The organism is Afipia sp. P52-10 (assembly GCF_000516555.1).
Classification (GTDB): Bacteria; Pseudomonadota; Alphaproteobacteria; order Rhizobiales; family Xanthobacteraceae; genus P52-10.
The window spans coordinates 1,386,758-1,401,556 of the sequence record NZ_AZSJ01000003.1; the positions used below are offsets into that span (position 1 = coordinate 1,386,758).

General features: G+C 64.9%; 11 protein-coding genes. 3 read left to right on the forward strand and 8 right to left on the reverse strand.

All coding sequences use genetic code 11. The features are described from left to right. Positions 1 to 66: 66 nt before the first annotated feature. From X566_RS07875 to X566_RS07905, 7 genes are all read right to left on the reverse strand, one after another. Positions 67 to 3,024: a 2-oxoglutarate dehydrogenase E1 component gene (locus X566_RS07875; RefSeq protein WP_034465017.1), complete on the reverse strand. Its 2,958-nt coding sequence runs from the start codon at positions 3,022 to 3,024 to the stop codon at positions 67 to 69. A 132-nt stretch (positions 3,025 to 3,156) separates the two neighbouring features. Next, complete coding sequence (gene sucD / locus X566_RS07880; RefSeq protein WP_034465019.1) at positions 3,157 to 4,041, reverse strand: succinate--CoA ligase subunit alpha; 885 nt, start codon at positions 4,039 to 4,041, stop codon at positions 3,157 to 3,159. Then, a complete protein-coding gene (gene sucC / locus X566_RS07885; protein WP_034465021.1) occupies positions 4,041 to 5,240 on the reverse strand; it encodes an ADP-forming succinate--CoA ligase subunit beta in 1,200 nt (399 codons plus the stop codon). Before sucC ends, sucD begins: the two co-directional genes overlap by 1 nt. 87 nt (positions 5,241 to 5,327) lie before the next feature. Further along, a complete protein-coding gene (mdh, locus tag X566_RS07890; RefSeq protein ID WP_034465022.1) occupies positions 5,328 to 6,296 on the reverse strand; it encodes a malate dehydrogenase in 969 nt (322 codons plus the stop codon). A gap of 120 nt (positions 6,297 to 6,416) precedes the next feature. Continuing rightward, complete coding sequence (gene zapE, locus X566_RS07895; RefSeq protein WP_034465030.1) at positions 6,417 to 7,610, reverse strand: cell division protein ZapE; 1,194 nt, start codon at positions 7,608 to 7,610, stop codon at positions 6,417 to 6,419. Between the two features lie 160 nt (positions 7,611 to 7,770). After that, positions 7,771 to 8,307, reverse strand: coding sequence for an RNA 2',3'-cyclic phosphodiesterase (gene thpR / locus X566_RS07900; protein ID WP_034465032.1), 537 nt, complete (start codon positions 8,305 to 8,307; stop codon positions 7,771 to 7,773). Between the two features lie 106 nt (positions 8,308 to 8,413). After that, positions 8,414 to 9,037 carry an arylesterase gene (locus X566_RS07905; RefSeq protein ID WP_409337828.1) on the reverse strand — a complete coding sequence of 208 codons (624 nt, stop codon included), beginning with the start codon at positions 9,035 to 9,037 and terminating at the stop codon, positions 8,414 to 8,416. Between the two features lie 250 nt (positions 9,038 to 9,287). On the opposite strand from X566_RS07905, the gene X566_RS07910 reads away from it, so the two are divergent. From X566_RS07910 to X566_RS07920, 3 genes are all read left to right on the forward strand, one after another. Next, on the forward strand, positions 9,288 to 9,992 hold the full coding sequence (locus X566_RS07910; protein ID WP_051443950.1) for an ABC transporter ATP-binding protein: 705 nt from the start codon (positions 9,288 to 9,290) through the stop codon (positions 9,990 to 9,992). A 3-nt stretch (positions 9,993 to 9,995) separates the two neighbouring features. Beyond that, a complete protein-coding gene (locus X566_RS07915; protein WP_034465037.1) occupies positions 9,996 to 12,584 on the forward strand; it encodes an ABC transporter permease in 2,589 nt (862 codons plus the stop codon). A gap of 210 nt (positions 12,585 to 12,794) precedes the next feature. After that, entirely contained in the window at positions 12,795 to 13,607 is an 813-nt protein-coding gene (locus X566_RS07920) for a Bax inhibitor-1/YccA family protein (RefSeq protein ID WP_034468191.1), read from the forward strand. A gap of 206 nt (positions 13,608 to 13,813) precedes the next feature. Here X566_RS07920 and X566_RS07925 read toward each other — a convergent pair whose 3' ends face one another. Further along, positions 13,814 to 14,182, reverse strand: a complete 369-nt coding sequence (locus X566_RS07925; protein ID WP_034468192.1) for a DUF2794 domain-containing protein — start codon at positions 14,180 to 14,182, stop codon at positions 13,814 to 13,816. Between the last annotated feature and the right edge of the window lie 617 nt (positions 14,183 to 14,799).

The following is a 14,799-nucleotide window of genomic DNA, read 5'->3' on the forward strand; positions in this document are numbered from 1 at the left end:
GCGCGCTTCCTGCGGTCGGGGCGAGGGCGCGCTTGCTGAGGCGAGACGTTGCGCGGAGCAAGCCGCTTAGCCCAACGCCTCCTCGAGGAACGCCTTGAGCTGCGCCAGGTGCTTCGACATCAAGCCCGTCGCGGTTGCCGCCGACGCCGGACGACCGACATAGCGCGGACGCTTGTGCGTCGCATTGATCTGGTTCAGCACCCATTCCAGGTACGGCTCGATGAAGTGCCACGCCCCCATATTGCGCGGCTCCTCCTGACACCAGACCATCTCCGCCTGCTTGAAGCGGCCGAGGTCCTGCACCAAGGCCTTCATCGGCACCGGATAGAGCTGCTCCAGACGCAGCAGATAGATGTCGTTGATGCCGCGCTTCTCACGCTCCTCGTACAGGTCGTAATAGACCTTGCCCGAGCAGATGATCACCCGGCGGATCTTGTCATCGGCCACCAGGCGGATCTTCTCGTTCTTCAGCATCTCCGCGTCATCGTAGAGGATGCGATGGAACGAGGTGCCGGAGCCGAGCTCCTCCAGCCGCGACACGGCCCGCTTATGCCGCAGCAGCGACTTCGGCGTCATCATGATCAGCGGCTTGCGAATCTCGCGGTTGAGCTGGCGGCGCAGGATGTGGAACAGGTTCGCCGGCGTGGTGCAGTTGGCGACCTGCATGTTGTCTTCCGCCGCCATCTGTAGGAAGCGCTCGAGCCGTGCCGAGGAATGCTCCGGACCCTGGCCCTCATAGCCGTGCGGCAGCATGCAGACGAGACCCGACATGCGCAGCCACTTGCGCTCGCCGGACGAGATGAACTGGTCGAACACGACCTGCGCGCCGTTGGCGAAGTCGCCGAACTGCGCCTCCCAGATCGTCAACGCGTTCGGCTCGGCCAGCGAATAGCCATACTCGAAGCCGAGCACCGCCTCTTCCGACAGGCTCGAATTCAGCACTTCGTAGTGGGCCTGGGTGCCGCCCAGATGGTTGAACGGGGTGTAGCGGCTTTCGTCTTCCTGATCGAACAGCACCGAATGGCGCTGGGTGAAGGTGCCGCGCTCGGAATCCTGTCCCGACAGGCGGACGCGATTGCCTTCCTTCAGCAGCGTGCAGAACGCCAGCGCCTCGGCGGTCGCCCAGTCGATGTCGTTGCCGGTCTCGATCGCCTTGCGGCGGTTTTCGAGGAAACGCTGGATCGTGCGGTGAACGCGGAAGCCTTCCGGAACCTCGGTGATCCGCTGGCCGATCTCCTTCAGCTTGGCGAGATCGACACCGGTGTTGCCGCGGCGCGGATCCTCCAGCAGGTCGGCCGCCTTCAGGCCGGACCAGCGGCCGTCGAGCCAGTCGGCCTTGTTCGGCTTGTAGCCGGTGCCGAGCTCGAACTCCGAATCGAGCTTGGCGCGCCAGTCGGCCTTCGCCTTGGCGACCTCGCCCTCGCTGACGACGCCCTCGGCGATCAGCTTCTTCGAATAGATGTCGAGCGTCGAGGGATGCGACCTGATCTTCTTGTACATCAGGGGCTGGGTGAAGCCCGGCTCGTCGCCCTCGTTGTGACCGAAGCGGCGATAGCAGAACATGTCGATGACGACCGGCTTGTGGAACTTCTGCCGGAATTCCGTCGCCACCTTGGCTGCGAACACCACCGCTTCCGGATCATCGCCGTTCACATGGAAGATCGGCGCGTCGATCATCTTCGCGACGTCGGACGGATACGGCGACGAGCGCGAGTAGCGCGGATAGGTGGTGAAGCCGATCTGGTTGTTGACGATGAAGTGGATCGAGCCGCCGGTGCGGTAGCCCTTCAGGTCGGACAGGCCGAAGCATTCCGCCACCACGCCCTGCCCCGCGAACGCGGCATCGCCATGCAGCAGGAGCGGCATCGCCGAAATGCGCTGGTCGGCCGGATCGCCGTACTGGTCCTGCTTCGCGCGCACCTTGCCGAGCACCACCGGATCGACGATCTCCAGGTGCGACGGGTTGGCCGTCAGCGACAGGTGAACCTTGTTGCCGTCGAAGTCGCGGTCCGACGACGCGCCGAGGTGATACTTCACGTCACCCGAGCCTTCGATCTCGTCCGGCGTCGAGGAGCCGCCCTTGAACTCGTGAAACAGCGCGCGGTGCGGCTTGCCCATCACCTGGGTCAGCACGTTCAGGCGGCCGCGATGCGGCATGCCGATGACGATTTCCTTCACGCCGAGGTTGCCGCCACGCTTGATGATCTGCTCGAGCGCCGGGATCAGCGATTCACCGCCGTCGAGGCCGAACCGCTTGGTGCCGGTGAACTTGACGTCGCAGAACTTCTCGAAGCCTTCCGCCTCGATCAGCTTCTGCAGGATCGCGCGCTTGCCCTCCGGCGTGAACGAGATCTCCTTGTCCGGTCCCTCGATGCGCTCCTGGATCCACGCCTTCTGCTGCGGATTGGAGATGTGCATGAACTCGACGCCGAGCGTCTGGCAGTAGGTGCGCTGGCAGATCGCGACGATCTCGCGCAGCGTGCCGAAATCGAGGCCGAGCACATGGTCGAGGAAGATCTTGCGGTCGAGGTCGGCGTCGGTGAAGCCATAGGAGCGCGGATCGAGCTCCTCGTGATCCTTCGGCGCTTCCAGCCCCAGCGGATCGAGGTTGGCGTGGAAGTGGCCGCGCATGCGGTAGGCGCGGATCAGCATCAGCGCGCGAATCGAATCGCGCGTCGCCTGCTGGATGTCGGCCGCCGACAGCTCGACACCCTTGGCCTGCGCCTTGGCGGAGAGCTTGTCGCCGACCGCCTTTTCGATCGAGACCCAGTTGCCGTCCAACGCCGACACCAGGTCGTCGCGCTGCACCACCGGCCAATTCCGCTTCTCCCAGGACGGCCCCTCGGCGTTGCGCTTTACGTCCGCGGGCTGGTCCTTCAGGCTTTTGAAGAATTCCTGCCACTCGGCATCGACCGAGCCGGGGTTCTGCTCGAACCGCGCATACATCTCCTCGATGTAGGGGGCGTTGGCACCGTAGAGGAACGAAGAGAGGGCGAAAGCAGCGTTCGCGTCCTGGCGAGACATGACGACGTCCTGAGTTGAAACTTGTGTCGCGGAACCCGTGCTCCCGCGAAAGCGGGATGATGATCCGGGTCCGTCCCACCTCTTTACCCTATTTCGAGGACGGGTGGGTGACGAAACGACACAAGATTTGAATCATGACTTCAAAACTTCGACAAGGGTCTTCCCAAGCCGCGCGGGCGACGGAGAGACGCGAATTCCGGCCTCTTCCATAGCTGCGATCTTGGATTCAGCGTCGCCCTTGCCGCCGGAAATGATTGCGCCAGCGTGGCCCATGCGCCGTCCCGGAGGGGCGGTGCGTCCGGCAATGAACCCGACCATCGGCTTCTTGCGGCCGCGCTTGGCCTCGTCCTTCAAGAACTGGGCGGCATCTTCCTCGCCGGAACCGCCGATCTCGCCGATCATCACAATCGATTGAGTGGCGGGGTCCGCCAAGAACATCTCAAGAACCTCGATGAACTCGGTTCCCTTGATCGGGTCGCCGCCGATGCCGACCGCGGTGGTCTGGCCCAGGCCCTCCTGGGAGGTCTGGTAGACCGCCTCGTAGGTCAGCGTACCGGACCGGGAGACGATGCCGACATTGCCCGGCCGGAAGATGTTACCCGGCATGATGCCGATCTTGCACGCGCCGGCGGTCATCACACCCGGACAGTTCGGGCCGATCAGGCGCGACTTGGAGCCGGACAGCGAGCGCTTCACCCGCTGCATGTCGAGCACCGGGATGCCCTCGGTGATGGTGACGATCAGCGGGATTTCCGCGTCGATCGCCTCGCAGATCGCGTCCGCGGCGCCCGCCGGCGGAACGTAGATCACGCTCGCGTCCGCACCGGTCTTCTCCCGCGCCTCGCGCACGGTGTCGAACACCGGCAGGCCGAGATGGGTGGAACCGCCTTTGCCCGGCGAGGTGCCGCCGACCATCTTGGTGCCGTAGGCGATCGCCGCTTCCGAATGGAAGGTGCCGTTCTTGCCGGTGAAGCCCTGGCAGATGACCTTGGTATTCTTGTCGATCAGGATGGACATCAGGCGGCGCCCTTCACAGCGTTGACGATCTTCTGCGCGGCATCATCGAGGTTGTCGGCGGGCACGACGTTCAGCCCCGACTCCTTGATGATCTTCTTGCCGAGCTCGACATTGGTGCCTTCGAGCCGCACCACCAGCGGGATCTTCAGCCCCGCTTCGTTCACCGCCGCCACCACGCCTTCGGCGATGACGTCGCACTTCATGATGCCGCCGAAGATGTTGACCAGGATGCCCTTCACCGCCGGATCGGAGGAGATGATCTTGAACGCCGCGGTCACCTTCTCCTTGGTGGCGCTGCCGCCGACATCGAGGAAGTTCGCCGGCGCCATGCCGTAGAGCTTGATGATGTCCATCGTCGCCATCGCGAGGCCGGCGCCGTTGACCATGCAGCCGATCGAGCCGTCGAGCGCCACATAGTTCAGATCGTACTTCGACGCCTCGATCTCCTTCGGGTCTTCCTCGGTCTCGTCGCGCAGCTTGACGATATCCGGGTGGCGGTAGAGCGCGTTGCTGTCGAACGACACCTTGGCGTCGAGGCAGACCAGCTTGCCCTGCTTGGTGACGATCAGCGGGTTGATTTCCAGCATCGCCATGTCCTTGGCGACGAACGCGGTATAGAGCTTGGTCACCAGGTCTTCGGCCTGCTTGGCGAGATCGCCGGTGAGCCCCAGCGCCTGCGCCACCACGCGGCCGTGATGGCCCATGATGCCGGTGGCGGGATCGACCGAGAAGGTGACGATCTTCTCCGGCGTCTTGTGCGCCACCTCTTCGATGTCCATGCCGCCTTCGGTGGAGACGACGAACGATACCCGCGAGGTTTCGCGATCGACCAGCGCCGACAGGTAGAACTCCTTGGCGATGTCGGACCCTTCCTCGACGTAGAGGCGGTTGACCTTCTTGCCTTCGGGCCCGGTCTGCACCGTCACCAGCGTCGCGCCCAGCATCTGCTGGACGTTGGCCTTCACCTCATCGATGGACCTGGAGAGGCGAACGCCGCCCTTGTCGCCGGCCGAGGCTTCCTTGAACTTGCCCTTGCCGCGGCCGCCCGCATGGATCTGGCTCTTCACCACCCAGAGCGGCCCACCGAGCGCCTTGGCCGCCGCCTCGGCCTCATCGGCCTTCAACAGCGCCTTGCCCTGCGGCACCGGCACTCCGAATTCCCGCAACACGGCTTTCGCCTGGTATTCGTGGATATTCATTTCGATCGTCCCCCGACCTCAGGTCCACGCGTTAACACAATCAAATTCGGCGCGAGCCATGGGGCCCGCGCCGTTTTTACTGCCGGCTTACTTGCCGAGCAGATCGGGTGCGATCTTCTTACAGGCGTCGATCAGCCCCTTCACCGCATCGGCCGACTTGTCGAAGGCGGCGCGGTCGGCACCGGCGAGCTCAATCTCGACGATACGCTCGACACCCTTCGAACCGATGACAACCGGCACGCCGACATAGATGTCCTTCATGCCGTACTCGCCGTTCAGCCACGCGGCGCAAGGCAGCACGCGCTTCTTGTCACGCAGGTAGCTCTCGGCCATCGCGATCGCCGACGCCGCCGGCGCATAGAACGCCGAGCCGGTCTTCAAGAGGTTGACGATCTCGGCGCCGCCGTTGCGAGTGCGATCGACGATCTCGTCGATGCGCTGCTGCGAGGTCCAGCCCATCTTCACGAGGTCGGGCAGCGGAATGCCGGCGACGGTCGAATACTTGGTCAGCGGCACCATCGTATCGCCGTGGCCGCCGAGCACGAAGGCGGAGACGTCCTCGACCGAGACGTTGAACTCGTCGGCCAGGAAGTAGCGGAAGCGCGCCGAATCCAGCACGCCCGCCATGCCGACCACCTTCTGCGGCGGCAGGCCGGCGGCCTTCTGCAGCGCCCAGACCATGGCGTCGAGCGGGTTGGTGATGCAGATGACGAACGCGTCGGGCGCGTACTTCTTGATGCCGGCACCCACCTGCTCCATCACCTTCAGGTTGATCGACAGCAGGTCGTCGCGGCTCATGCCCGGCTTGCGCGGCACGCCGGCGGTGACGATGCAAACCTTGGCGCCGGCGATCGCCTCATAGGAGTTCGCGCCCGAATACTTGGCGTCGAAGCCGTCGACCGGCGAGGACTGCGCGATATCGAGTGCCTTGCCCTGGGGGATACCCTCGGCGATGTCGAACATCACCACGTCGCCCAGTTCTTTGAGGCCGACGAGATGTGCGAGCGTGCCGCCGATCTGACCTGAACCAATCAAAGCAATCTTGTCACGCGCCATGGAAGCTGTCCTTACGTAGAGCCCAACGGAAATGGGAGGTGGGAGAGTTGACCGGTCCGGTCACTAGCTCTTTCGAGGGCCGCGTTCAAGTCGCCCTTCGCCCAATAAATGGACGGCGATTCAGGTTTCAGCCAATCCCTCGCGGGAGTGGCTGGCGAGCTGCTGCTCGCGGTTGCCGTGAGGCAGCGCCAGATAGGATTCTGAACCCATCTCGATCAGCCGCGAGGCGGTGCGCTTGAACTCCATCATCTCGACACCCTCGGTCGCCTGATAGAGGGTGATCGGATCAGCATCGGCGGAGGCCACGAGCTTCACGCAATTGTCGTACAGCGTATCGATCAGGGTGATGAACCGTTTGGCGGCGTTGCGCTGCTCGTATTGCATCACCGGGATGCGATCGATGATCAGCGTGTGAAAATCATGCGCCAGGCGCAGATAGTCCGATGCGCCGAGCGGCGTCTCGCACAGCTGCTTGAACGTGAAGCGGGCGACGCCATGCGCGGCGCGCGGCACATGCAGCTTGCGCCCCTTGACGACGACGTCCTGCGGCTTGCCGGCCGCGCCGCCGGTGAGCTTCTGCCAGGCTTTGTCGAGCGCCGCGTCGGCGGCCTTGTCGGCGGGCACATGCCACATTGTCACGCCCGCGAGCTTCTCCAGGCGGAAGTCGGTGCGCGCATCGAGTTGCAGCACGTTCATCCGCCCCTGCAGCAGCTTGATGAACGGCATGAACAAGCCGCGATTCAGCCCGCCTTTGTAGAGATCCTCCGGCGCGACGTTGGAGGTCGCGACGACCACGGTGCCAAGCTCGAACAGCCGCGTGAACAGCCGTCCGAGGATCATCGCGTCGGCGATGTCGGTGACATGGAATTCGTCGAAGCAGAGCAGCCACGCCTCGTCGAAGATCGTCTTCGCCGTGAGGATCACCGGATCGGTATCGGAGATTTCACCGCGCGCGATCTTCTGGCGGAAACCATGCACGCGCTCGTGCACGTCGGCCATGAACTCGTGGAAGTGCGCGCGCCGCTTATGCTTCACCGGGCTCGCGTGGAAGAACAAGTCCATCAGCATGGTCTTGCCGCGACCGACCTCGCCGTAGACATAGAGGCCCTTCACCGGGCTCTCCTGCTTGCCGTTGCCGAAAATGCGCCCGAACAGTCCGGCCTTGCGCGCGGCGGGCCGGTAATGCGCGAGATCGGCTTCGAGTGCCGAATAGGCTTCCACGGCAGCCGCCTGCGCCCGATCGGCTTCGATTTCGCCGGTGGACACAAGGGCCTGGTATTGGGAACGGAACGGGGCGGGCTTCGCAGCGGACATGCTGCCTTAACGGCTCAAAATCGTTGCAAATGCAAGAGCGCGCCCACGAAAAAATCGAGGCGCCGATCACCCAAAGGTGAAACGCAAGCCTGCCTCCCCTTTTTGCGGGTGTCTGGTCGCGGGTGGATGGGCGGACAGGCCAGCGATCATCGGGCCGCCCTCACGCGCTCAAGGTGTAGGCATCCTCGACGAGATAGGGCCCGCCGCCGACCGAGGCCCGCGACGAGAACAGCACGAAGCGATCCACCGTGAACACTTGCGCCGGGAAATAGCCGCGCACCGACAGGTAATCGGCGACGTCGCGGTTGGACGCGTCGCGCAGGCGCGCCAGCGTGACATGGGGCGTGAACTTGCGCCCCTCCGGATCGAGCCCGACCCGCTGCAGCAGCCGTTCGAGCTCCGCCTGCAGTTCCATCAGCGGCCGCGACGGCGCGACCGAAGCCACTACCGCACGCGGCTTCTTGCCCCCGAACGAGGAGAGGCCCTGCAGCCTGACTTCGAACGGCTTGCGGCGGATGCGGAACAGCATCGACGCGATCTCGTTGGCGGCGAGGCCGTCGATATCGCCGATGAAGCGCAATGTGACGTGGTAGTTCTCAGGATCGATCCAGCGCGCGCCGGGAAGGCCGCCGCGCAGCGACGCCAACGAGTGACCGATGTTTTCGGGGATTTCGAGACCGGTGAAGAGGCGGGGCATCGCACACTCCTCGATGCTGATAAGCGACGAATCGCCCGGTACACCTTTGATAACAAAACCGGGGCGTCCTGCGAAGCGCTGCGGCACAGAGATTTGTGACGCTTTTTTAGCGCCGCTGAGCCGCAACATTGGTCAGGAACGCCTCGACCGCGGGCAGGATGCGCTGCACGATCTGATCGATGCCCTCCGCCGTCGGATGCATGCCGTCGGCCTGGTTCAGCTTCGCTTCCGCCGCCACGCCGTCGAGGAAGAACGGATACAGCGGCACGCCGTAAGCCTTGGCGAGATCCGGATAGATCGCATCGAACTTCGCCGCATACTCGGAACCATAATTGCGCGGTGCATACATGCCGGCCAGCATCACCGCGATCTTGCGCGCCTGCAGCCGCTTGATGATGTCCTCCAGCGCCGCCCGCGTGATCGCCGGGTCCAGGCCGCGCAACGCATCGTTCGCGCCGAGCTCGACGATCACCGCGTCGGTGCCGTCCGGGATCGACCAGTCGAGCCGGTCGCGGCCGCCGGTCGAGGTGTCGCCGGAAACGCCGGCATTGAGAATTTCGACCTTGTGGCCCTTGGCTTGCAGTGCCTTCTCCAGGCGGGAGGGGAAAGCCGCCTCCAGCGGCAGGCCGTAGCCCGCGGTCAGCGAGTCGCCGAGCACCGCCAGCTTGAGCGGCGGGGCCGTATCCGCCTGCGCGACCGAAGGAAGCACCGCCAGCACCATTACCGCCATGATTGCAGCCAACAACATTTGCGTGAGCCTCTCGACCAGCAACCCGGACTTCCCATATGACGCTTCCATGAACAGTCTCATCAATCCTTCATCGCGATCTCATGATGTGGGTTTAGCGTGCGCAGCCTGCGGCGCGCATGCGTCCGATCCGTGTCCTTCCGCAACACCCGACCCCACCACCAGCGGCCCCGCTTCGACCGTTCGCGAGAACGCCTGCCGCACGTCAATGCGACACTGAGATCGGCTGCTCATGACCGCCCATGCGATTTCCCTGACCAACGTCAACCTCTCGCTCGGCACCGGCGCAGCCCGCGTGCACATCCTCAAGGACATCAGCCTGACGGTCGCATCCGGCAGCGCCGTCGGCATGATCGGACCATCCGGCTCCGGCAAATCGACCTTGCTGATGGTCATGGCCGGGCTTGAACGCCCCGATCAAGGCGAAGTGGTGGTGGATGGCACGCGTTTCAATGGATTGGACGAAGATGGCCTCGCCCGCTTCCGCGGCCGCAACGTCGGCATCGTCTTCCAGTCGTTTCATCTGATCCCGACCATGACCGCACTCGAGAATGTCGCCGTGCCGCTCGAGCTTGCAGGCAGCGGCGATGCGCACACGCGCGCCGAACACGAACTCGCGTCGGTCGGACTCGGTGAGCGGCTGCACCACTATCCCTCGCAACTGTCCGGTGGCGAACAGCAGCGGGTGGCGCTGGCGCGCGCGCTCGCACCCGATCCCGCCCTGCTGCTCGCCGACGAGCCGACCGGCAACCTGGACGAAAGCACCGGCCGGCAGATCGTCGATCTCTTGTTCGCCAAGCATGCCGAACGCGGCATGACGCTGGTGCTGGTCACCCACGACAACGGCCTGGCGCAACGCTGCGATCGGGTGATCCGCCTGCGCTCGGGCCGCATCGACTGGCAGGCCGCCGAACGCAGCCGCGCGAGCACGGCCTGAGCGATGTCGTCGATCACATCGGAGCTTCCCCGCCCGAATCGCGCCGATCGGGACCGCGCGTCGTCGCAGGCCTGGCGCTATGCGATGCGCGAACTGCGCGGCGGCCTGCGCGGATTCTACGTCTTCATCGCCTGCATCGCGCTCGGCGTGTTCGCCATCGCCGGCGTCGGCGCGCTGTCGTCGTCGCTGTCGGGCAGCCTGGAGCGCGAAGGCCGCACCCTGCTCGGCGGCGATGTCGCCTTCTCGCTGATCCAGCGCGAGGCCAAGCCAGAGGAGCGCGCCTATCTTGCCACGCTCGGGCAGGTCTCAACCGTCTCCACCATGCGGGCGATGGTGCGCGCCCGTGACGGGCAGCTCGCGCTGGTCGAGCTGAAGTCGGTGGACGATGCCTATCCGACCTTCGGCGCCCTGACCGCGGAGCCCGCATTAGCCGCGAGCGAGATGCTGGCCGAGCGCGACGGTGCGTTCGGCGCGGGCGCCGATGCCGTGCTGCTCGCACGCCTCGGTCTCAAGGTCGGCGACAGCGTCACGGTCGGCAACGCGACCTTTCAGATCCGCTCGGTGATCGCCGCCGAACCCGACAAGCTCGCCGGCGGCGTCGGACTAGGCCCACGCTTCCTGATCAGCGAAAACGCGCTGCGCGCCACCGGCCTCCTGCAACCGGGAAGCCTGGTGCGCTGGATCTACCGGCTGAAGCTGTCGGACACCGCCGCCAGCGACGCGACCGTGACCTCCCTCACCGAGACGGTGCGCAAGGCCCTGCCCGATGCCGGCTGGGAGATTCGCAGCCGCAGCAACGCCTCGCCGCAGCTCGAACGCAACATCAACCGCTTCACCCAGTTCCTGACGCTGGTCGGCCTCGCCGCGCTGCTGGTCGGCGGGGTCGGCGTCGCCAATGCCGTGAAGAGCCACCTCGATCGCAAACGCGACGTGATCGCGACGCTCAAGGCCCTCGGCGCCACCGGCGACGGCGTGTTCACGATCTATCTCGTGCAGATCATCGTGCTGGCGCTGATCGGCGCGCTGATCGGCCTCGCCGCCGGCGCCGCGCTGCCCTTCTTCGTGGTCGGCGCGTTCAGCAAACTGCTGCCGCTGCCGATCCAGCCGGCCCTGCAGATCGGCGACCTGCTGTTGTCGCTGATCTATGGCCTGCTCACCGCGCTCGCCTTCGCGCTGTGGCCGCTCGGCCGCGTCCACGACGTGCCGGTGGCGACGCTGTTCCGCGAAACCCACGGCAACGAATGGCACTGGCCGCGGCGACGCTATCTGGCAATGATGGCCGCGGTGGTCGCGCTGTTGATCGCCGTCGCCGTCGGCCTCGCCTACGACAAGCGCGTGGCGTTGATCTTCATCGCCACGGCCGCCGCGGTGTTCGGCCTGCTGCGGCTGGTCGCGGTGCTGGTGATGGCGGCCGCCCGCCATGCGCCGCGGCTGCGGATGCCGATGCTGCGGCTGGCGATCGCCAACATTCACCGGCCCGGCGCGCTGACGCCATCGGTGGTGCTGTCGCTCGGCCTCGGGCTGACCGTGCTCGTCACCATCACCCAGATCGACCGCAACCTGCAGCGCCAGTTCATGGCCCAGCTGCCGGAGAAAGCGCCGTCGTTCTTCTTCGTCGATATCCCCTCGGGCGACGCCGAGCGCTTCGACCAGTTTCTCGCCAAACAGGTTCCGGACGGCAAGATCGAGCGGGTGCCGATGCTGCGCGGGCGTATCGTCGAGGCGCGCGGCGTGAAGGCGGAGCAGCTGAAGCCGACGCCGGACGCCGAATGGGTGCTGCAGAGCGACCGCGGCCTCAGCTACACCGGCGAGGTCCCGTCCGGTTCCAAGGTCGTCGAGGGCGACTGGTGGGGAGCCGACTACAATGGGCCACCGCTGGTGTCGTTCGAGAAGAAGCTCGCCGACGGCCTCGGCCTGAAGCTCGGCGACAGCGTCACCGTCAACGTCCTCGGCCGCAACCTGACGGCGAAGATCGCCAACATGCGCTCGGTCGACTGGCAGAGCCTCGGCATCAACTTCGTTCTGGTGTTCTCGCCGAATACGTTCCGTGGCGCGCCGCACACCCACATCGCCACGCTGACCGAACCGAACGCGAGCCCTGAGAATGACGCGCGGATCATCAAGGCGGTCGCCGAGGCGTTTCCGAGCGTCACCAGCGTTCGTGTCCGGGAAGCGCTGCAGACGGTGGGAACCGTGGTCACCAATCTGGTGCTGGCGATCCGCGGCGCCAGCGCCATCACCCTGATCGCCGCCATGCTGGTGCTGGGCGGCGCGCTGGCCGCAGGCCATCGGCACCGGGTTTACGATGCCGTGATCCTGAAGACGCTCGGCGCGACCCGCTGGCGGCTGATCGGCGCCTATGCCTTCGAATACCTCCTGATCGGGCTTGCCACGGCGGCGTTCGGATTGCTGTCCGGCACGGTCGCGGCCTGGCTGATCGTGACCCGGCTGATGACGCTTTCGTTCGCCTGGGACGGCGCCAGCGCGGCCGCCGTGCTCGTCGGCGCGCTGGCCGTGACAATCGGCCTCGGCCTGATTGGAACACTGCTGGCGCTCGGCCAGAAACCCGCGCCCGTGCTCAGGAATTTATGACAAAATGTAGCAGCGGAATCGGGCTCTAGCGACATTCAGCCGCGCGTAGACCGTTGCAGCGAATGTGTTAGTTTCCCACATCTTCTTCGGGTCGGAGGCCACTCGAAATGCAGCCCGAACAGGCTCGCGGACCGGTGGCATCCGGGAATAATGACGAGCCGGCGGCACGAGCCCTTCGCGGCCTGCCGGACAACCTTCGAGGTTTCGACCATGTCGGACTTGGACCGTAACTACGCATCTCCTTTCGGCCGGGCTGCCACCCGCGCGGATGCCGCGACCGTCGATGCCGGTCTGCGGGCCTACATGCTGCGCATCTACAACTACATGGTGATCGGCCTCGCCATCACCGGCTTCGCCGCGCTCGGCGTCTATATGTTCGCCGTGACCGGTGATGCCGCCTCCGCCGTCAAGAACGCCTCCGGGGCGGCTCTGGCGCTGAAGAGCGGCCAGTACCTGACCCCGTTCGGCTACGCGATGTTCGCCAGCCCGCTGAAGTGGCTGTTCATCCTGGCCCCGCTGGTCATGGTGTTCGCCATCTCGTTCGGCATCCAGCGGCTGAAGCCGGCAACGGCGCAGATGCTGTTCTGGGCCTTCGCGGCGCTGATGGGCATCTCGTTGTCGTCGATCTTCCTGGTGTACACGCACACCTCGATCGTGCGCGTGTTCTTCATCACGGCGGCTTCGTTCGGTGCGCTCAGCCTGTACGGCTATACCACCCAGCGTGACCTGACCGGCATGGGCTCGTTCCTGATCATGGGCCTGTTCGGCGTCATCATCGCGAGCCTGGTCAACATCTTCCTGGCCTCGTCGATGCTGCAGTTCGTGGTGTCGGTGGTGGGCGTGCTGGTGTTCGCGGGCCTGACCGCCTGGGATACCCAGCGGCTGAAGAACGAGTACATCTACGGCTATGCCGGCGAAGGCGACGTTGCCGAGCGTTCGGCGATCATGGGTGCGCTCTCGCTGTACCTGAACTTCATCAACCTGTTCACGCTGCTGATGCAGCTCCTCGGCCAGCGCGAGTAAGCGCCAAGCCGATCCGAGACCAACCGAACCCCGGCCGCGAGGCCGGGGTTTTTGCTGGCCGGTCGATGTCCGTCATCCAGCCTGTCATGCCGGCGTGCGGATGCTGGGCGGCCGTGGCGCAGATGGCCAGATCCTCTCGCCTTCCGCCTGCCTTCCGCCTTCGCCGTTCTCGCATGGCAGCGATCCGGGCGACGCGATCAGCGCGATCAGACCAAAGACAGCTTGCGGTCGATCACCAGCAGCACGCGGTCCAGTTCGTGGCCGCGCCGCAGGATATGGCCGGTCGCCGAGATGACGCTGTAGGCGCCCTGCTTGCGCGCCAGCCGCGGGTTCTTCTCGATCCGGTAGAGCGGCATCTCCGAGGAGCGGCGGAAGATCGAGAACACCGCGCGGTCCTTCAGGAAGTCGATCGCGTAGTCGCGCCACTCGCCGGCCGCAACCTGCCGGCCATAAAGGTTGAGAATCCGATTGAGTTCGAAACGATTGAAGGTGACCCGTCCGGGAGCGGCAGCAGGCGAAACGCGCTCCGCTCCCCGGCTCTCGCTGGGCTCACCATCGCCGGGCATCAGGCTCATGCGGCGCCTCCTCGCTTCATCGGCAAGCATGATCGCGCCGCAGACCACCATCCGCAAGCGCTAGGTGACAGGCGTGTGAAAATTATCGTTGTGCGGATCGATGCAGATCGTCACGGAAACGTTAGCCAAACCATAATCATGCCAAATTTCGGCCAACCCCGCGCCGCCCTGGCTTGCGATACAACAATCTCTGCGTTGGCCCGGTTCTTCTGGTCCTGGATTCCTCAGCCCCCAGCCCCCCGGGATTGAAAGGACCGGGCCTGTTTCGCAGAGAGACGAACCTCCGAAGACAAACAGGCCAACGCAAGTTGGCCTTTTTTGTTGGCCTGAGCTTTCGGACTTCCCGTTTTGGGGCTGGCGCTTTGGATTTGGCGGGGCCGCCGCGTAGCACCACGACCTTCGCAGCCGCTGTTATCACGCAAAGCGCGAGCATGTTCTGATCGAATCAGAGCCAAAGCTCTCGATTCTCGTTTTGACGCGTTTTCGTCACGCGAATTGGTTTCCATTCCGGATCAAGTCCGGGACAGGCTTTCGAAAACGCGTGGTGAGACCGTGAAGACCGAAGCGCTTGGGCAGCTCCGACGATCAATCGACCCGCATCACAACGGACCGCACCA